The organism is Kribbella pratensis, assembly GCF_004365355.1.
Lineage (GTDB): Bacteria > Actinomycetota > Actinomycetes > Propionibacteriales > Kribbellaceae > Kribbella.
This window is the reverse complement of the sequence record NZ_SODP01000001.1, coordinates 1799681-1817785: the sequence shown is the minus strand read 5'-3', so window position 1 is coordinate 1817785 and position 18105 is coordinate 1799681. Positions and strand designations below refer to the sequence as shown.

Sequence of the window (18105 nt, the reverse complement as noted above, 5' to 3'; positions counted from 1 at the left end):
CGTGAGGGACATCGTCGCGCTCGCTCGCGAATGGCTGGGGTACGAGTCGCTGCGGCCGGGGCAGGAGGATGCCGTCCGGGCGGTGCTCGACGGGCGGGACACGTTGGCCGTGCTCGCCACCGGGACCGGCAAGACGGCGATCTATCAACTCGCGGGTCTGGCGCTCGGCGGGGTGACCGTGGTCGTGAGCCCACTGGTGGCGCTGCAGCGGGACCAGTTGCGGGCGTTGGCGAAGCATCCTGCCGGCGTCGAGGTCGCCGAGCTGAACGCGACCGATCGCGCCGGCGGCCATGCGGCTCGTGAGCTGCTCATGGACGGGCGGCCGGGGTTCGTGCTGATGTCGCCGGAGCAGCTGACGCATGCCGACATACTCGAACTGCTGGCGAAGTCACGGCCTCGGCTACTTGCGGTCGACGAGGCCCATCTGGTGAGCGAGTGGGGCGAGGACTTCCGGCCCGACTATCTCCGGCTGGCGGCCGCGATCAAAGCGATGGGACGGCCGCCGGTGCTCGCGCTGACCGCGACGGCTGCTCCGCCGGTCCGCAAGCAGATCGCGCATCGCCTGGAGATGGACGACCCGGCCGTCGTCGTCGGCGGCTTCGACCGGCCGAACCTCAACCTCGCCGTGTTCGCGTTCGCCGACGACGACACCAAGAACCGCCGGCTCCTCAGCCATGTCCGGTCGTCCCGAGGCCCGGGCATCGTGTACGTCGCCACACACCGCCACGCCGAGGAGCTCGCGTCCGATCTCAACACCGCGGGCGTGTCCGCGCACCCGTACCACGCCGGGCTGTCGGCCAAGCAGCGCCGCGAGGTCCAGGACACCTTTCTCGCCGGTGACTGCCGCGTCGTGGTGGCCACGATCGCGTTCGGGATGGGCATCGACAAGCCTGACATCCGCTGGGTCAGTCACGCCGAGGCGCCTGCCTCGATCGACGCGTACTACCAGGAGATCGGCCGCGCGGGCCGCGACGGCGAACCGGCCGACATCGAGCTGTTCTTCCGGCACGCCGACCTCGGCCTGAACCGCTTCTTCGCCTCCGGCGGCGTCACCGACGAGGACCTCGTCGCGGTCGCGACCGCCATCCACGAGCACCGGCCCGCGAACATCGCCGAGCTCACCGCCGCGACGCAGCTCAGTGCAGCTCGCGTCGAGCGTGCCCTCGGCCGGCTCACCGACGCCCGGGTCGTTGCCATCGGCCACCAGTTCCACCTGGCCCGCGGCGTCGACGTCGACAAGGCCGTCGCGGCGGCCTCGGCGGTCGAGCACGACCGGCGCGAGGTCGCCCGGTCCCGGGTCGAGATGATGTCGACGTACGCGGAGTACGGCGGCTGCCGGCGCGAGTGGCTGCTGAGCTACTTCGGCGAGCACTACGAGGGCCCGTGCGGCAACTGCGACAACGACCTGGCCGGCCGTACGGCGGCGCCGCCCGAGGAGGAGCCGTTCCCGATCGGCAGCCGCGTCAAGCACCGGACGTTCGGCGCCGGTCTGGTCGAGCACTACGACGGTACGACGATGACCGTCCTGTTCGACCGCGTCGGCTACAAGGAACTCCGTACTGCGTTCATGATCCACAACCAGCTGTTGGTGGCCGAATGATCGATGTCCGGCCGGCGACTGTCTTCGAGGACGTCCGCGCGGTCATCGGTCCCAAGTCGCCGACCTCCACGGTTTGCTTCTGCCTCAGCTACCGCATCCCGTCCAAGCTGAACAACACGCTGAAGGGCCAAGCGCGCGCCGACTACGTCGCGGAGCTCTGCAACGAGCGGCCCGCGCCCGGAGTCCTTGCGTACGACGGCGACATCCCAGTCGGCTGGGCCGCGATCGCACCGCGCGCGGCGACCACCTTCGCCCGCAACCGGAAGATCCCGCACGTCGACGACCTCCCGGTGTGGTCGCTCTGGTGCATCCGTGTCCGGCCAGGTCATCGCGGTCAGGGCATCTCCCACGCGCTGATCACGGGCGCCGTCGACTTCGCCCGTGCGAACGACGCCCCGGTCGTCGAGGCCTATCCCCTGGACAACGGCGACAGCAAGGTCGACCTGACGATGGCGTACGCCGGCATCCGCAAGAACTTCGAACGGGCCGGCTTCACCAAGTCCGCCGACACCACCTCCACCCTGGCCGGCCATCCCCGCGTCCTGATGCGCCTCGTCATCCACTGAGGGCGAACGACAGCAGCGTGATGCTGTGGGGCGGGAACTCGTAGGTCGGCTCCGGCAGATCCAGCACGCCGAGATTGCGGAGTACGACGGCGTCCGGGTTGCTGAGCGTGTTGGAGGCGAGCACATCATCCGCACTTAGCTGCTTGACGGTGGCCCGCAGCGGCAGGGTGTCCCGACGGCCGTCCAGGGTCAGGTCGGCGCGGATTGCTGTGTCCCGGTGGCGGTTGATGACGGCGAGCTGGAGTGCGCGGCCATCTGTGGTCGCGGAGACGTCCAGGTCGGGAACCGTCGCCGGGCGGGTGCGGAAGTCACCTCGGTGGTCGCGCTCGTCGCCCTGACGTACTGCGGCGAGCCGGCCGGACGAACGTACGTCGGCAGCGAGCGCGACCGGGCCGAGGTGGTTCTGGTACAGATCCCACACGTGGTATGTCGCCGCTCGCACGGCACCACCCGGCCGGGCGACGATCACGCCGTTGGCGTTGAGCAGGTTGACGGTGTTGGCCATCGTCACTGGGACCTCGCGACCGGCGGCGCGATGTAGCGCGTGGAAGACACCGGCGTAGAACAGCGCGTCGGCGAGGGTGCGCGGGCTCCAGCGGTTGACGCGATCCGCCGGGTACGTCGGCAGGCCGTCGACGTCACGCGCCACGGTCCCGCCGTCGTCCGAGGGGCGCGGGACGGGCCAGCTCGCGGGTTCGACGTGACGGATGTTCCACTCGTCCAGCGCGAGCCCGATCGGCCGTCGCGCCAAGTCCGCGACGAGGTCGGAGTACTCGACGATCCGCTGCTCGAAATAGAGCGACTGGGCAACGATCTCGTCGTACTCCGACGCGCCGTCGACCAGCTGGGTTGTCGCGCCGTAGAGGTGGAACGACAGGTAGTCGATCTGGTTGCCGACGGCACCCAGCACGGTCTCGGTCCATTGCTGGTCAAGGTTTCCGACGGCAACGAGCTTCAGGGTCGGGTCGACGGCTCGCATGAAGCGGGCGTGCTCGGCGGCGTCGGCGGCGTACGCGTCGGCGGTCCGGTGGCCCATCTGCCAGTCGCCGTACACTTCGTTGCCCAGGCCCCAGCACTTGACGCCGTATGGCTCACGCCCACGCTTGCGGGTGTACTCCGTGTCGCCACCGTAGTTCGTGTACTCGACCCAGCGCACAGCCTCGTCGACATCGCGGCAGCTGTGGGCAAGGTACGGCTCGGTGCCGACCTCAGCGCACCAGGTCAGGAACTCGTCGGTGCCGAAGTGGTTGTCCTCCTCCGAGCCCCACGCCAGCTCGAGCCGCCGCGGGCGCGCCGCGCGCGGACCGATCCCGTCCTCCCAGTGGTACGCCGATGTGAAGTTGCCGCCGGGCCAACGCACGACCGGGAGCCCGAGCTCCTGGCAGAGCTTGATCACGTCCGTCCGCAGACCGCTGCGGACGTCGTCCCCGCCGTACGCCAGTGGCGAGCCCTCATCGAAGACGCCGCCCTGGATGTTGCCGAAGAAGGCCGACTCCAGGAAATGGCCGTAGATCATCGGATCGATCGAGTGGCGCTGGTCGCGGCGGATGTTGATCTCGGCGGGCCGGGTCACGGGCGAGCTGCCTCCTGATCGAGAGCGCTGAGCGCGGTGTCGTAGCTCTTGCCGCCGACCTCGAACATCGACGTCATCCAGTGGTAGAAGTTGTCGCCGCGGTCCCGGAGTACGTCGTACAGGCGGGTCGTCAGCTCACGGCGTACTGCGGCGAGTTCGGGATGCTGGTACCGGTTGTGGAGCTCGTCCGGATCGGTGGACAGGTCGTAGAGCTCGTTGACGTCGGCCGGGTTGACGACGAGCTTGTAGCGGTCGGTGCGGATCATCCGCTGCGGGTACGGGAAGTGGTGGCCGTGGAATTCGGCGACGACCTCCGTCGGCCAATCGTGCGGCCGCTCGCCTTTGATCAAGGGCAGCAGCGAGCGCCCTTGGTAGTGCTCCGGCGCTTCGACGTCGGCCAACTCGAGGAACGTCGGCGTCAGGTCGGTCAGGGTCGCGAAAGAGTCCTCCACGCGTCCGGCCGGCAGACCAGGGACTTTGGCGATCAGCGGGACGCGATAGATGTCGTCGTACATCGCCGGGCCTTTGTCGTGCAGGCGATGCGCGCCGGTGAATTCACCGTGGTCGGCGGTGAACAGTACGGCGGTCTCGTCGGTGAGGCCGAGTTCGTCGACGAGTGCGAGGATGCGGCCGATCTGCTCGTCGATGAGCGTGACGTAGCCCCAGTACGCCGCGACGAGTTCACGCCACCGGTCCGGGCCGATGCTGTCGTAGGTCCAGTGCGACGAGTAATGCTGCTGGACGCGCGGTTTGCCGGCGAACGTCTCGGCTACGGAGGCGGGGAGCTCAACGCCGGCGGCGTCGTACCGGAAGTAGTAGGCCTCGGGCAGCAGGTACGGGAGGTGGGGGCCGAACCAGTTGCAGGTGAGGTAGAACGGGCGGCCGTCGGCGGCGAAGCGCCGGAGTTGCTCGATGGTGCGCTCGGCGAGGAAATACTCGAACGTCGCCTCCACGGGCTGCTCCAGGAGGCCGGCGAGAAGGTTGCCCGGTTCACCGTTGGCGAAGGTGCCGCGGACCGGGTTGCGGACGCTGAACTGCGGATACCCGCGCTCGGCCAGGTAGCTGAGGTAGTCGGGATGATCGACGGCGTTGCCCCAGCCGGGGTAGTGCTCGCCGTCGTAGCCGAAATCGCGCGGGCCTTTGTCCTTGCCGACGTGCCACTTGCCGACGTGGCCCACTTGATAGCCGGCGAGGTAGTGGGAGAAGACGGGGAAGGTGTCGTCGAGTTCTTCGCGGTAGCCGACGTTGCGTTCGTAGTTCGCGAGCAGGGTGTGCCGATACGGGAGTACGCCGGTTTGCAGGGTGGCGCGGGCCGGCGTACAGATCGCCGTCGGAGTGAAGCCGTTGGTGAAGCGGGTGCCGGACGCAGCGAGGGCGTCGAGGTTCGGGGTCTCGCAGATTTGGTTGCCATAGCACCCTAATGTGTCAACGCGGTGCTGGTCGGTCATCAGGAACAGGATGTTCTTCGCCACTCGGCCTCCTCGGGTGGGTTGGTCAGCACGAGAGCGATCCCGCCGCGGGCGGCCGCGTCGTACCCGAGCTGTGCTTGCGTGACACGCAGGGTGCGGTGGACCTGTGTGTGGGTGTACTCGCGAAGCGCCTTACGCAGCGGCCGGAACAGGTGCTCACCGGCGGCAGTCAGCTCACCTCCGACGACAACCACCTCCGGGTTGACCGCGTTGCAGGCCGCCGCCAGCACCTCGCCCGTCCGGGTCGCGATGGTTGTGATTGCGTGGGGACTGAGGCTGTCGAAGCCGCCGTACTCGTCGACCAGGTTCGCGAGGTACAGCTCGAGACATCCGCGACCGCCACACGAGCAGCGCGGTCCGTCCCGATCGACGCTGATATGCCCCAACTCCCCCGCCGCTCCCCCGGCCCCGGCCAGCAGCCGCCCACCGAGCACCAGCCCGCCGCCGACTCCGTACGAGAGCCGCAGATAAAGCACGCTCTCCACCCCGGCCCCAGCACCCCAGGTAGCCTCCGCCAGCGCAGCCAGCCGAGTGTTGTTGTCCACAGACACACGTACGCCGAACCGCTCGGCCAGCGCGCCCCGCACGAGCCCGCTCCGGCCCGGCGAGGGCCCACGAGCCGACCTGACCGACAGCTCGGGCGCGACCGGGCCCACGATGCCTACTCCGAGTCCGGCGAGCCCGATCAGCGAGATCTCGTGGCGCGCGGTCAACTCATCGACAAGGTCGATCGCGAGCTGCACCCGACGCGCCCACGACGTGCGCTCCGCACACGCGATCCCATCGGACGCGACGATCTCGTGCGCAACGTTCGCAATCGTCACCTGCACCCGCCGATGCCCCAGATCCATCCCCACCGCAAGCCCACCACCGGGATTCAACGTCAGCACCGAAACCGGCCGCCCGCGAACGCCGGCACCCGACCGGCGCACCGCACCGGGGGTGCCGGCGACCGCCTCCTCCGCCGCGCCCCGCTCTGTGACCATCTGCCTGGCGAGGAGCGTCTGGACTATGGAGGACAGCGTCGCCCGGGACAGCCCCGTCTGCTCGGCCAACTGAGCTCGGGTCAGAGGGCCTTGCGTGCGCAATGCGGTGATGACGCGCTCCTCGTGCGTCTCCCGCAGGAGCCGCAGCGGTCCTCGCGATTCACTGCCCACGACACCCGACTCTCGCCGGTGTGGCACATTTTTGTCAACAGTCCGAATTTAATAGACTGACGCGTATGCCGCCCAACGTCCTGCTCATCTGCACCGACCAGCAGCGGTTCTCCGCGCTTGGTGCCTACGGCAACAACGAGATCGAGACCCCCAACCTCGATCGCCTGGCCGCCCAGGGCGTGCTGTTCGAGAACTGCTACGTGCAGAGCCCCGTCTGCGCCCCGTCCCGCGCGAGCCTGATGACCGGCCGGTACGTCCACGCTCACGGCCTCTGGGCGAACGGCGTCGGCCTCCCCGACCACGCGCGGCTGTTCAGCAAGGACCTGGCCGACGCCGGCTACGACTGCGGCCTCGTCGGCAAGTTCCACCTCAACGCCTGCTTCGGCGGGCGGTCCGAGAAACGCCTTGACGACGGCTTCCGCGTCTTCCGCTGGGCGCACGACCCGTACCCGGGCTCCTCGGAGAACCAGTACCACCGGTGGCTCCACACCCTCCGCCCCGATCTAGCAGGCAGGGACGTCGACTACGACACCCTCCCGACCGACCTGCACTACAGCCGGTGGATCGGCAACCAGACCATCGACTTCCTCACCCACTCCCGCGATCGCGCCAAGCCCTTCCTGTTCATCGCGAACTTCTTCGACCCCCACCACGGCTTCGGCGCCCCCGACGACTACGTACGCCGCTACCGCGCGAAGCAACTCACCCGTCCCATCCCCGACGACCTCGCGAGCAAGCCGCCCATCCAGACCGAGGCCTCGAAGGCGTCATACGCCGGACATGCGCGCGGCTACACGTCGTACTCCCCCGAAGAGCTGCAAGAGGTCAAGGCCGCGTACTACGCGATGGTCACACTCGTGGACGACGAGGTCGGCCGCATCCTCGACGCCCTGGACGCGGAGGGGCTCAGCGACGACACGCTCGTGATCTTCACCAGCGATCACGGTGAGATGCTCGGCGACCACCGGCTGATGCTCAAAGGCCCGATGATGTACGAGCAGGCGGTCCGCGTCCCGCTCATCCTCCGCTGGCCCTCCCGGCTGGAGCCCGGCACCCGCTGCGCCGAGCTGGTCCAATGGATCGATCTCGCCCCGACCATCCTCACCGCCGCCGGCCTGCAGCCTCGGGGTCAGGGTCAGGATCTGTTGCCCTTGGCCACTAATCGGTCGAGCGGTCGCGGCTGGGCGCTGAGCGAGTACCGCAACAGCGGCCACCCGTACGATCCACCCGTCCACCTCACGATGCTTCGCCGGGACCAGTGGAAGCTCGTCGTCCAGCACGCGACCTCCCGCGAGCGCACCGGCGAGCTGTACGACCTGATCGCCGACCCCGACGAGCAGCAGAACCTCTGGGACGATCCCCTGCACCGCGACATCCGCACCGACCTGCAGGAGTTCCTCCTCGACGTCCTGGTCGCCACCGAGGACCGCACCCAGGAACGCGTCGCCGACTGGTAATTCGATGGCGACGGCACCCGCCGGAGCTGTACCGTTCCCGGCGAACGTGACTTCACAGAGGAGGTGAGCACCATGCGCGAGGTATCGAGATGGGCGCTCCCTCTCACCGTCACGGAGCGGCGACCGAAGTAGGTGTCGCCCGGAGCGCCGACACGCAGGCACTCCTGGAAAGGCACGATCATGACTACTTCTTTGCAGTTCATCAGCACCGCCACCACGAACGGCGTCCTCGAGCGCGAGTTCATCCTCGGCGACGTCCACGGCATGCTCTGGTCGCCGGTAGCTGTCGACCAGGCTCCGCTAGTCCTGCTCGGCCACGGCGGTGGACGCGACAGCAAGGCGGCCCCGATGGTCGGCCGGGCCCGGATGCTCACCGCAGCCGGGTTCCACGCGGTCTCCATCGACGCCCCCGGCCACGGCGACCGGCCGCGGACGGCGCTCGACGAGCGCGAGACCGTCGCGATGCAGCACGCGATGGAGATCGGCGAACCGGTCGGGCCGATCGTCGTCCCCTACAACCTCCACCTCGCCGAGCGCGCCGTACCCGAATGGCAGGCGACCCTGGACGCGCTCGAGCAGCTCCCCGGGATCAAGGGCCCGTTCGGGTACTTCGGGCTCAACATGGGCACCGCGATCGGCATACCGCTGGTGGCCACGGATCCGCGGATCACCGCGGCGGTGTTCGGCGTCTTCTGGTACGACGAGACGCTCGCCGAGCACGCCCGCCGGATCACGGTGCCGGTCGAGTTCGCGCTGCAATGGGACGACCAGCACATCCCGCGCCAGTCCGCGATGGCGTTGTTCGACGCGTTCGCGTCACCGCAGAAGAGCCTCCACGCGAACGCCGGGGCCCACAAAGAGGTCCCCCGCTTCGAGGTCGACAGCATGGTCCGGTTCTTCACCCGGCACCTGCTCTAGGCGGTCGTGAAGCGCTGCTCGACGGCGTCGAGGAAGCCTTCGACCTGGCGGTAGGTGTCCGAGCTGTAGACGCCGATGCTGCGTTCGGTCCCGAGGGCTTCGCGCATCGCGTCCAGGTAGCGGTTCTGGATGATCGTCATCTGGTCGCGATGGTCCGGCTTGGTCTCCAGGAGCTGCCGGCTCCCGGAGACCAGCCGGGGCACGATCCGGTCTTTGAGTGTGCTGACCACGACGGGATCGAGCGGCTCGCCGTCGACGGTCTGCTGATCGAGCGGGCCGACGGCGTCGATCGCGGCCTCGCCGATCTGCCGCATCAGCGCCTGGACGGAGTCGCGCTTGTCCTCGGCGCTCTCCGAACTGAACCGCATCCGCGCGATCACCACGGGCAGCGACAGCCCGAACAGCACCAGCGTGATCAGCGCGACGACGAACGCGGCGAGGACGACGGTCGCGCGATGCGGCGTACCGGCCGGGATGGTCTGGGCGGCTGCAACGGTGACGACACCACGCATGCCGGCCCAGGCCAGCACGACCAGGCCGCGGCCGGTGATCGGCTCCCGCTCCTCGAAGTCCACGTCCGCCTGGCTGCGCGCGAGCCGCTTGCGGGCCCAGGCGAGACGGTTCTCCTCGCGCTCCCCCGTCGGCTCCATCGAGTCCAGATGTTCCTCCATCTCGCTCAGCCTGGCCCGGAGCTGCTCGTTGCGCTTGCCGGAGCCGATGCGCCCGATCAGCGCCGGCCACGCCAGCCCGACGAACCGCAGTACGACCAGCAGGCCGAGCACGAGCAGGACGAGCCCGGCGATCTCGCCCACGGTCGTCTCCGCACGAGCGTCGTCGACGAGTTGCGGCAGCTCGTAACCCATCGCGAGGAAGACTCCGCTCTCCAGGATGAAGCTGATCGTCGTCCAGGTCGTCGCCTGCGTCTGGCGGTCGCGGGCGCTGAACTTCCGGCTGCCGAGTGCTCCGGTCAGTAGACCGGCGATGACGACCGCGAGTACGCCGGATGCGTGCAACTCCTCGGCCGGGAAGTACGCGAGGAACGGTACGGCGAACGAGATCGTCGTGTTCAGCACCGGATCGTCGAGCCGTTGCCGAAGCCGCGCCGTGAGCACGCCGACAACCAGCCCGATCACGATCGCGCCCACAACCGCCCAGGCGAAGTCGAGGACGGTGTGGCCGAGGCTGAAGTGCGTCGTGACGGCGAGCGCGGCGACCGCCGTACGCAGCACGACGAGCGCCGACGCGTCGTTGACGAGGCTCTCACCCTCGAGCACGGTCATCAGGCGTGGCGGCAGTCCGACCCGGTGCCCGATCGCGGTCGCCGCGACCGCGTCGGTCGGGCTCACCACGGCGCCGAGCGCGGTCGCCAGCGCGAACGAGATGCTCGGGAACAGCGCGTGGACCAGGGCCCCGATCACCAGCGCCGACGCGATCACCATCACAACCGACAACCACGAGATCAGACCGAAGTTCCGCCGTACGTCGAGAACCGGCAGCTGGACCGCCGACGCGTACAGCAGCGGTGGCAGCACGCCCGCCAGGATGATCTCCGGCTCGATGTGGATCTCCGGCGTACCCGGTAGGTAGCTCGCCCCGATCCCCAACGCGACCAGCAGCAACGGCGCCGCGACCCCCGTTCGCCGCGCGAACACCGACGCCGCGATCATGATCGCAAGCCCGCCACCGGCAATCAGAACGAACTGATGGTCCACGCGACGGCAGTCTAGGTCCCGCGACCGGCCCGCCAGGGTAATGACCAGGGATTCTCACTGGTGTCAATGCGGGTCGGGAGCGGCAGATTAGGCGTCAACCAACCGAGAACATCTCTGGAGGAAGTCATGAGCAGCACCGACCTGAAGCTCGAGGCCGTCGTCATCCCGGTTGCGGACACCGACCGGTCCAAGGAGTTCTACACCGGGCTCGGCTGGCGGCTCGACGCCGACTTCGCGTTCGACAACGGCTTCCGCGTCGTCCAGTTCACGCCGCCGGGCTCGCCGGCCTCGGTCCAGTTCGGCACGAACATCACCTCGGCCACCCCCGGCACGGCGCAGGGGCTCTACCTGGTCGTCACCGACGTCCAGGCGGCGCGGTCCGAGCTGCTCTCGCACGGCGCCAAGGTCAGCGAGGTCTTCCACCCCGGCGCGCCGGGTGCGCAGTTCGAGGTCACCGACGGGAGCGGACGGGTGGACGGGCGGGCGGACGAGGACGCCAGCTACAGCTCGTTCGCGACGTTCAGCGACCCCGACGGCAACACCTGGCTGCTGCAGGAGGTCACGACGCGGCTGCCCGGCCGGGTCGAGGAGACGACGTACATGAAGGTCGAGGACCTCGAGGCCGCCCTGAAGCGCGCAGCCGCCGCGCACGGCGAGCACGAGGCCCGCACCGGTCAGGCCGACGAGAACTGGCCCGCCTGGTACGCCGCCTACATGTTCGCCGAAGGCACCGGCACCGAGCTTCCGCAGTAGCCCCGCGCAGGAACCGGCCCGGAACCGAGACCGGAACTGTCCATGGAGGTCCTTAGCCTGCCCGTATGAACCGGATCGATCGGCTGTACGCCCTCGCCGAGGAACTACGGGCAGCAGGGCCGAGGGGGCGTACGGCGCGGCAGCTGGCGGCCCGTTTCGAGGTCAGTGTCAGGACGATCGAGCGCGATCTGAGCGCGCTCGGTCAGGCCGGCGTGCCGCTGGCGACGAAGCAGGGCCGCACCGGCGGGTACAGCGTGGACCGGTCGATGAGTCTGCCGCCGCTCAACTTCACCGCCCGGGAGGCGATGGCTGTCGCGGTCGCCCTGAGCGGCAGCGACCACGTGCTGTTCTCCCGCGACTCCCGGACGGCGCTGCAGAAGATCGTCGCCGCGATGCCGAAGCAGGCCCTCGACGAAGCGCGGGCGGCTGCCGCGAAGGTCCGGCTGCTGGTCCGGCCGACGCCCGATCCGGACGGCGACGTCGCCGAGCAGATCTGGCGCGCCGTCCGCGACAACCAGGTACTGCGGATCTTCTACACCAATGGCGACGGTGTGGAAACCGTCCGCGAGGTCGAGCCTCAACACTGGGTCGTCGGTCCGAAGGGCTCCTACCTGACGGCCTGGTGCCATCTGCGCCGGGAGGACCGGGTCTTCCGGATGGACCGCATCACGAAGGCCGAGCGTACGCCGATCCTGCCGCACCGGCCGCAGGCGACCGGCGATCTGCATGTCGACGGCTTCGAGACCAAACTGCCGGCCGTTGCGTTGCATCCCGAGGATCTTTTTCCAACTCCGACATAGGGCTGTCGCGAACCGCTGAAACCGTGGGCTCTACCGAAACAGTTCGACGAAGGAGAGATCCCATGACGAATCCCGCAGCCGGCACGCTGGCCTGGTTCGAGGTCGCGAGCGACGACCCGGACGGTGCGCAGAAGTTCTACGGCAGCCTGTTCGACTGGACGTTCGAGTCGTCCGGCAGCCTCACCTCGGGCGGCCTGGACTACCGCAACATCACCGCCTCCGGCGCACAGCAGCCGATGGGCGGCATCTTCGGCACGGGCGGCCAACTGCCCAACCACGCCGTCTTCTACATCCTTGTCACCGACCTCGAAGCCACCTGCGCCCAGGCAGAACAGCTCGGCGGCACGCTCATCAGCAAGAACACCGACCCCGCCCCCGGCACCCCGGCCTTCGCCTACCTCCGGGACCCGTCCGGCAACCAGTTCGGCATCTTCACGCCACCCGCCTCCTAGCCCGTCAGGAGGAAGTTGGGGAGGATCTTCTACCCGAATCCGGAGAAGATCCTCCCCAACCGTGCTCGTCCGGAAGGTGTCAGACCGCGAGGCGGCCGCCGTCGACCGGGAGGGTCGCGCCGTGGATCAGCGAGGCTTCGTCGGAGGCCAGGAAGACGATGCCGGCGGCAACTTCCTCCGGGCGGCCCACCCGCTGCAGCGGCGTCGTCCCGGCCAGATCGTTGAGGTTCTCACCCATCCCGGCAGTGCCCTCGGTGCGCGTCGGTCCGGGGCTGACGGCGTTCACCCGGACACCGGCTGCGCCGAACTCCGCCGCCCAGGACCTGGTCAGCAGTTCCACGGCCGCCTTGCTCGAGCCGTACGCCGCCATGCCGGCCATCCCGAAGTACGCGACCATCGTGGTGACGTTCACGATCGCGCCGGACCCCCGGGCCGCCATCAACGGAGCGAGCTCGGCGACCAGGTAGAACGGCGCGCGCACGTTCACGGCGTACACCGCGTCGAAGTCGCTGTCCGCCGTCTCGGCCGTCGGCCCGAACGGGAAGATCCCGGCGTTGTTGATCAGTACGTCGACGTGCCCGCCGCCGAGCTCGATCGCCTGCTTCGCCAGCGACCGCACCTCGTCGAGCCGGGCCAGATCGGCCCGGACGAAGTCCGCCGTACCGCCGTCGGCCCGGATCTCCTCGACCGCCTTCGTCCCGCGCGCGACGTCCCGCCCACTGATCACGACGTGTGCGCCACGCCGGGCGAGCTGGTCGGCCACCGCCCGGCCGATCCCGCTGTTACCACCGGTCACGAGCGCGGTCCGGCCGGCGAAGTCCTGCGTCATATCCGTTCCCCATCCAGTTAGTTGGAGTGATTGCTCCAATAGTTCGCCGGAGAAATTGGAGTATCAACTCCAAAATCGCTACGGTGGGGGCATGACGACCCAGCGGCTGACCAGGAAGGGCCAGGCAACCCGCGACCGGATCGTTTCGGCCGCGGCCCGGCTGATGATCGAGCAGGGCGTCGCCCGCACCACGATCGAGGACATTCAGGCCGCCGCCGGCGTCAGCCCGTCGCAGCTCTACCACTACTTCCCCGGCAAGGACGCGCTGGTGTCGGCGGTCATCGAGCAGCAGACCGCGCAGGTCCTGGAGATCCAGCACAGCGGGCTGGGCAGCCTCGACAGCATCGACTCGCTGACGAACTGGCGGGATCTGATGGTCGGCATCCTCACCGATGTGCAGTGCGCCGGCGGCTGCCCGCTCGGATCGCTGGCCAGCGATCTGTCGGAGAGCGACCCGGTCGCCCGGATCCAGCTCGCCGGGGCGTTCGAGCAGTGGGAGGGGCTGATCCGCGACGGCCTCGTCCAGATGCGGGACCGGGGCGAGCTCGCCGCGGACGCGGACCCGGCCGAGCTCGCCGTGGCGATGCTGGCCGCCGTGCAGGGCGGTCTGCTGCTGAGCCAGGTACGCCGTGATCCCGCTCCACTGCGGATCGCCGTCGACACGATGATCGACCATCTGCACGCCTTGACCCGTTAGTAGGGTTCACCCATGGGCAGCAGCGTGTACGTCGCATCGGTCGAGGGCACGACCGGGAAGTCGACGGTGGCTCTCGGAGTGCTTCAACAGCTGTCGCGACGGGTCGGGCGGGTGGCTGTGTTCCGGCCGATCGTCCGCGCCGACACCGCGACCCACGGCGGTCGCGACTACGTGCTCGACCTCCTGATCTCGCAGGATGCGGTCATGCACTCGTACGACGACGGCGTCGGGGTCACGTACGAAGAGGTGCACAACGACCCGGACGCCGCGCTCGACACGATCGTGCAGCGGTACCACGCGGTCGCCGAGCACGCTGATGCGGTGCTCGTCGTCGGCAGCGACTACACCGACGTCGGCACGCCGACCGAGTTCTCGTTCAATGCCAAGATCGCGGCCAACCTGGGCGCGCCGGTTCTGCTGGTGCTCAACGGCTTCACCCGTACGCCGCACGACGTACGCACGATCGCCGACCTGGCCGCGGCCGAGCTCGCCGCGAATCACGGCTCGCTGTTCGCGGTCATCGTCAACCGCGCGAGCGACGGCGGACCGCTGGTCGCCGCGCTGGACGGTGTCGGCGCACCGGTGTTCGCGATCCCGGAGGAGCCGCTGCTCAACCAGCCGCTGGTCGCCGACCTGTTGGCTCCGATCGACGGCCGGCTGGTGAGCGGTGACCCGCAGCTGCTGAACCGCGAGGTCACCGGCCTGATGATCGCCGGCATGACGATGCCGAACGTGCTCGACCGGTTGTTCGAGGGCGCCGCGGTCGTGACGGCTGGCGACCGGCCGGAGGTCGTTCTCGGCGTACTGATGGCGCATGCGTCGCGCAACTTCCCGCAGATCTCGACCGTCATCCTCAACGGTGGATTCGAGCTGCCGCCGCAGGTGCAACGCCTGATCGAGGGCCTCGGTGTCACGCTGCCGATCATCGAGACCGACCTCGGCACGCAGGCCGTCTCGACCAAGCTCACCGCGGTTCGCGGCCGTCTGACCAAGGATGCGCCGCGCAAGATCGACACCGCGCTCGCTCTCTTCGACCAGTACGTCGACGGGCAGGCTCTGCTCGACCAGCTCGCGCTCGCGCGGAGCAGTGCGGTGACGCCGCTGATGTTCGAGCATCAGCTGGTCGATCGCGCCGTGTCCGACCGCCGGCACATCGTGCTGCCGGAGGGCGAGGAGGAGCGGATCCTTCGCGCCGCCGACGTCCTGCTGCGACGCGGTGTCGCCGACCTCACGCTGCTCGGCGATCCGACCACGATCAGCGCGAAGGCCGCGTCACTCGGCGTGGACGTGTCCGCGGCGACCGTCGTCCATCCGGAGCACAGTGAGCTGACCGAGCGGTTCGCGGCCGAGTACCACCGGCTGCGGCAGCATCGCGGCGTCGACCTCGACCGGGCGCGGGAGCTGGTCCGGGACGTGTCGTACTTCGGCACGATGATGGTCCAGCTGGGACTCGCGGACGGGATGGTCTCGGGCGCCCTGCACACCACCGCGCACACGATCCGGCCGGCGCTCGAGGTGGTCAAGACCGTGCCGGATACGTCGGTCGTCTCGTCGGTGTTCTTCATGTGCCTGCAGGACCGAGTGCTCGTGTACGGCGACTGCGCGGTGAACCCGGATCCGAACGCCGAGCAGCTGGCGGACATCGCGATCTCGTCGGCGGAGACCGCGGTCGCGTTCGGGGTCGATGCGCGGGTCGCGATGCTCTCGTACTCCACCGGCAGCTCCGGCACCGGGACCGACGTCGAAAAGGTGTCGAAGGCAACCAACATCGTCCGCGAACGGATGCCGCGGCTGCCGGTCGAGGGACCGATCCAGTACGACGCCGCCATCGACAGCGCCGTGGCCCGCACCAAGCTGCCGGACTCCCCCGTCGCCGGCCGCGCGACGGTGTTCATCTTCCCGGACCTCAACACCGGCAACAACACGTACAAGGCGGTGCAGCGCTCGGCCAACGCGGTCGCGGTAGGCCCGGTCCTGCAAGGGCTGCGCAAACCGGTCAACGACCTGTCACGAGGGGCAACTGTGCGGGACATCATCAACACGGTCGCGATCACCGCGATCCAGGCCCAGCAGGGCGGCGCGAAGTGACCGAGCACGTGTTGGTCATCAACGCCGGATCGTCCTCGCTCAAGTACAGCCTCGTCGACTCGGCCTCGGGTGAGGCCGCCGCGACGGGCCTCGTGGAGCAGATCGGCGAGGACAGCAGCCATCACGTGCACCACGGGCCGAAGGGTGAGTGGAACGACGATCAGCCGATCGCCAACCACGAGGCCGCGCTCGAGGCCGCCGTACGGGCGTTCGAGACGCAAGGGCCCGCGCTTGCCGACGTGGACATCGTCGCGGTCGGGCATCGGGTCGTGCATGGCGGCGATCGGTTCGCGGCGCCGGCGCTCATCGACGACGAGCTGATCGCGGCGGTGACGGAGCTCGTCCCGCTCGCTCCGCTGCATAATCCGGCCAACCTCGAGGGCATCAAGGTCGCGCGTCGGCTACTGCCGGATCTGCCGCATGTCGCCGTGTTCGACACCGCGTTCCACCAGACGCTGCCGCCGCACGCCTACACATATGCGGTGCCTTATGAGTGGCAGGAGAAGTACGGCGTCCGCCGGTACGGATTCCACGGTACGTCGCACGCGTTCGTCTCGGCCGAGGCCGCGCGGCTGCTCGGTCGCTCGCCTGACGAGATCAACGTGATCGTGCTGCACCTGGGCAACGGTTGCTCCGCCGCGGCGATCCGCGGTGGGCAGTCGGTGGACACGTCGATGGGCCTCACGCCACTGGAAGGTCTCGTGATGGGCACCCGCTCGGGCGACGTCGATCCGGCGATCCACGGACTCCTCGCCCGGGTCGCGGGACGATCCGCCGAGGAGACCGACTACACGTTGAACTCAGAGTCCGGCCTCAAGGGTCTGACCGGCGTGAACGACTTCCGCGAGATCTCCCGGCGACGAGCAGCTGGGGACGAGCGGGCTCAACTGGCGTTCGACATCTACTGCCGGCGGATCAAGAAGTACATCGGCGCGTACTACGCCGTCCTGGGGACCGTCGACGCGATCGTCTTCACTGCCGGCGTCGGCCAGCACTCCGCCGAAGTCCGGGCCGCCGCGGTTGGCGGATTGGACGCCTTCGGAATCCACCTCGACGCCGATCGCAACGCCCGCTCGGAAACCTTCGCGTCTACCGACGACAGCCCGGTCGCTGTTCTCGTCATCCCCACCAACGAGGAATGGCAGATCGCCCGCGAAGCCCTGACCGTCGTACGCCAGAGTTAGCGTCCCGCCGGGGCGATGGTGAGGGCTGCTTCGGCGAGCTCGGCGAGCCGGTGTGCGCGGGCGGACTCGGCCGGGGTGAAGGGCTCGCCCGGCCGATGGAAGGCGAACAGGCCCGTCCAGGGCGAGGGCACCTTCAGGATGTCGCCGGGCAGTTGGCCCGCCAACGTGGCCCGGTCCGTCACGAGCCGAGCGCCGAGCAGTTCGGCGACCACGTGCGGAAGTTCGGCCGGGTCCGCGACGACCCGCGCCGACAGGCTCAGCGCCCTGGTCTGGCCGTCGACGAGCGCCAACGCGGTCGTCGGCCAGACGTGGGTACTGCGACCGCCACCCGCCTCGACGGCCGATTCCAGGTCCGCGGCGGTGATCGCATCCGGCGTCGCGACGACCAACTCGTCTCGAACTCCGTCGTCGATCGGATGGACGTGCAGGCCGAGGATGTTGGCGTCCAGGTCCGCGAGCCGGCGAGTGACGCTCTCCAGCGAACCCGCCCGATCGTCGAGCGTCACCCGGATCCGCCACAACGTGCCGATCCCCTGTCGCGGCAGCGCCTTCGGCGCATGCAGCCACGACCGGAGCAACCGCATCGTCGACGGCTCGACCACCCAGATCACCAAAGCGGTCGTCACACTCGCCAGCACCGCAACCGACACCACGTACGGCGGATGCGCGGCAAGCACCACCGCATGCAACGCCAACTCGACCGGAGCAACCGCGACGAGCTTCGCCAATGTCAACCGCAGCCGCCGGGGATGAGGCAGCCGCCCACACACGTCACAGGCTGTCCCGCCGGTGAGCGTCGTACGCAACGAATCCATACGACACAGCGTTACTGACGAACGTTGCCCCGCTG

General features: G+C 68.9%; 16 protein-coding genes. 10 read left to right on the top strand and 6 right to left on the bottom strand.

The genetic code is table 11. The annotated features are described in order from the left end of the window. Position 1: 1 nt before the first annotated feature. Entirely contained in the window at positions 2 to 1600 is a 1599-nt protein-coding gene (locus tag EV653_RS08535) for a RecQ family ATP-dependent DNA helicase (RefSeq protein WP_202871509.1), read from the top strand. Then, positions 1597 to 2166 carry a GNAT family N-acetyltransferase gene (locus EV653_RS08530; protein WP_134099791.1) on the top strand — a complete coding sequence of 190 codons (570 nt, stop codon included), beginning with the start codon at positions 1597 to 1599 and terminating at the stop codon, positions 2164 to 2166. The genes EV653_RS08535 and EV653_RS08530 overlap by 4 nt, the downstream gene beginning before the upstream one ends. On the opposite strand, the gene EV653_RS08525 is transcribed toward EV653_RS08530, so the two are convergent. Genes EV653_RS08525 through EV653_RS08515 form a run of 3 tightly spaced genes read right to left on the bottom strand, consistent with a single transcriptional unit; the run spans position 2156 to position 6365 of the window. Further along, positions 2156 to 3739, bottom strand: coding sequence for an alpha-L-arabinofuranosidase C-terminal domain-containing protein (locus tag EV653_RS08525; protein WP_238159631.1), 1584 nt, complete (start codon positions 3737 to 3739; stop codon positions 2156 to 2158). The genes EV653_RS08530 and EV653_RS08525 overlap by 11 nt on opposite strands. Then, the gene (locus EV653_RS08520) at positions 3736 to 5211 is read right to left on the bottom strand and encodes a sulfatase-like hydrolase/transferase (RefSeq protein ID WP_238159630.1); all 1476 of its coding nucleotides are present in this window, start codon (positions 5209 to 5211) and stop codon (positions 3736 to 3738) included. The genes EV653_RS08525 and EV653_RS08520 overlap by 4 nt, the downstream gene beginning before the upstream one ends. Continuing rightward, complete coding sequence (locus tag EV653_RS08515) at positions 5187 to 6365, bottom strand: ROK family protein (protein WP_134099788.1); 1179 nt, start codon at positions 6363 to 6365, stop codon at positions 5187 to 5189. The genes EV653_RS08520 and EV653_RS08515 overlap by 25 nt, the downstream gene beginning before the upstream one ends. Before the next feature lie 65 nt (positions 6366 to 6430). Between EV653_RS08515 and EV653_RS08510 the strand changes: the two genes are divergently transcribed. Then, positions 6431 to 7822, top strand: a complete 1392-nt coding sequence (locus EV653_RS08510; protein ID WP_134099785.1) for a sulfatase family protein — start codon at positions 6431 to 6433, stop codon at positions 7820 to 7822. Between the two features lie 180 nt (positions 7823 to 8002). Continuing rightward, positions 8003 to 8740 (top strand): dienelactone hydrolase family protein, encoded by a 738-nt coding sequence (locus EV653_RS08505; protein ID WP_134099782.1) that lies wholly within the window; start codon positions 8003 to 8005, stop codon positions 8738 to 8740. Here EV653_RS08505 and EV653_RS08500 read toward each other — a convergent pair. Further along, positions 8737 to 10452: a cation:proton antiporter gene (locus tag EV653_RS08500; protein WP_134099779.1), complete on the bottom strand. Its 1716-nt coding sequence runs from the start codon at positions 10450 to 10452 to the stop codon at positions 8737 to 8739. The genes EV653_RS08505 and EV653_RS08500 overlap by 4 nt on opposite strands. A 126-nt stretch (positions 10453 to 10578) precedes the next feature. On the opposite strand from EV653_RS08500, the gene EV653_RS08495 reads away from it, so the two are divergent. The 3 genes from EV653_RS08495 to EV653_RS08485 all read left to right on the top strand — a co-directional run bounded on the left by EV653_RS08495 (position 10579) and on the right by EV653_RS08485 (position 12457). Then, complete coding sequence (locus EV653_RS08495; RefSeq protein ID WP_134099776.1) at positions 10579 to 11205, top strand: VOC family protein; 627 nt, start codon at positions 10579 to 10581, stop codon at positions 11203 to 11205. Positions 11206 to 11270: 65 nt separating this feature from the next. Continuing rightward, on the top strand, positions 11271 to 12005 hold the full coding sequence (locus EV653_RS08490; protein WP_134099774.1) for a helix-turn-helix transcriptional regulator: 735 nt from the start codon (positions 11271 to 11273) through the stop codon (positions 12003 to 12005). Positions 12006 to 12067: 62 nt separating this feature from the next. Continuing rightward, entirely contained in the window at positions 12068 to 12457 is a 390-nt protein-coding gene (locus EV653_RS08485; RefSeq protein WP_134099771.1) for a VOC family protein, read from the top strand. Between the two features lie 79 nt (positions 12458 to 12536). Here EV653_RS08485 and EV653_RS08480 read toward each other — a convergent pair whose 3' ends face one another. Continuing rightward, positions 12537 to 13286 carry an SDR family NAD(P)-dependent oxidoreductase gene (locus EV653_RS08480; RefSeq protein WP_134099767.1) on the bottom strand — a complete coding sequence of 250 codons (750 nt, stop codon included), beginning with the start codon at positions 13284 to 13286 and terminating at the stop codon, positions 12537 to 12539. A 91-nt stretch (positions 13287 to 13377) separates the two neighbouring features. Here EV653_RS08480 and EV653_RS08475 point away from each other — a divergent pair, with 91 nt between their 5' ends. Genes EV653_RS08475 through EV653_RS08465 form a run of 3 tightly spaced genes read left to right on the top strand, consistent with a single transcriptional unit; the run spans position 13378 to position 17255 of the window. Further along, positions 13378 to 13983, top strand: coding sequence for a TetR/AcrR family transcriptional regulator (locus EV653_RS08475; protein ID WP_134099764.1), 606 nt, complete (start codon positions 13378 to 13380; stop codon positions 13981 to 13983). A 12-nt stretch (positions 13984 to 13995) separates the two neighbouring features. Beyond that, entirely contained in the window at positions 13996 to 16071 is a 2076-nt protein-coding gene (gene pta / locus EV653_RS08470; RefSeq protein ID WP_134099761.1) for a phosphate acetyltransferase, read from the top strand. Further along, entirely contained in the window at positions 16068 to 17255 is a 1188-nt protein-coding gene (locus EV653_RS08465) for an acetate/propionate family kinase (protein ID WP_134099758.1), read from the top strand. The genes pta and EV653_RS08465 overlap by 4 nt, the downstream gene beginning before the upstream one ends. On the opposite strand, the gene EV653_RS08460 is transcribed toward EV653_RS08465, so the two are convergent. After that, positions 17252 to 18070, bottom strand: coding sequence for an ACT domain-containing protein (locus tag EV653_RS08460; RefSeq protein ID WP_166679318.1), 819 nt, complete (start codon positions 18068 to 18070; stop codon positions 17252 to 17254). The genes EV653_RS08465 and EV653_RS08460 overlap by 4 nt on opposite strands. Between the last annotated feature and the right edge of the window lie 35 nt (positions 18071 to 18105).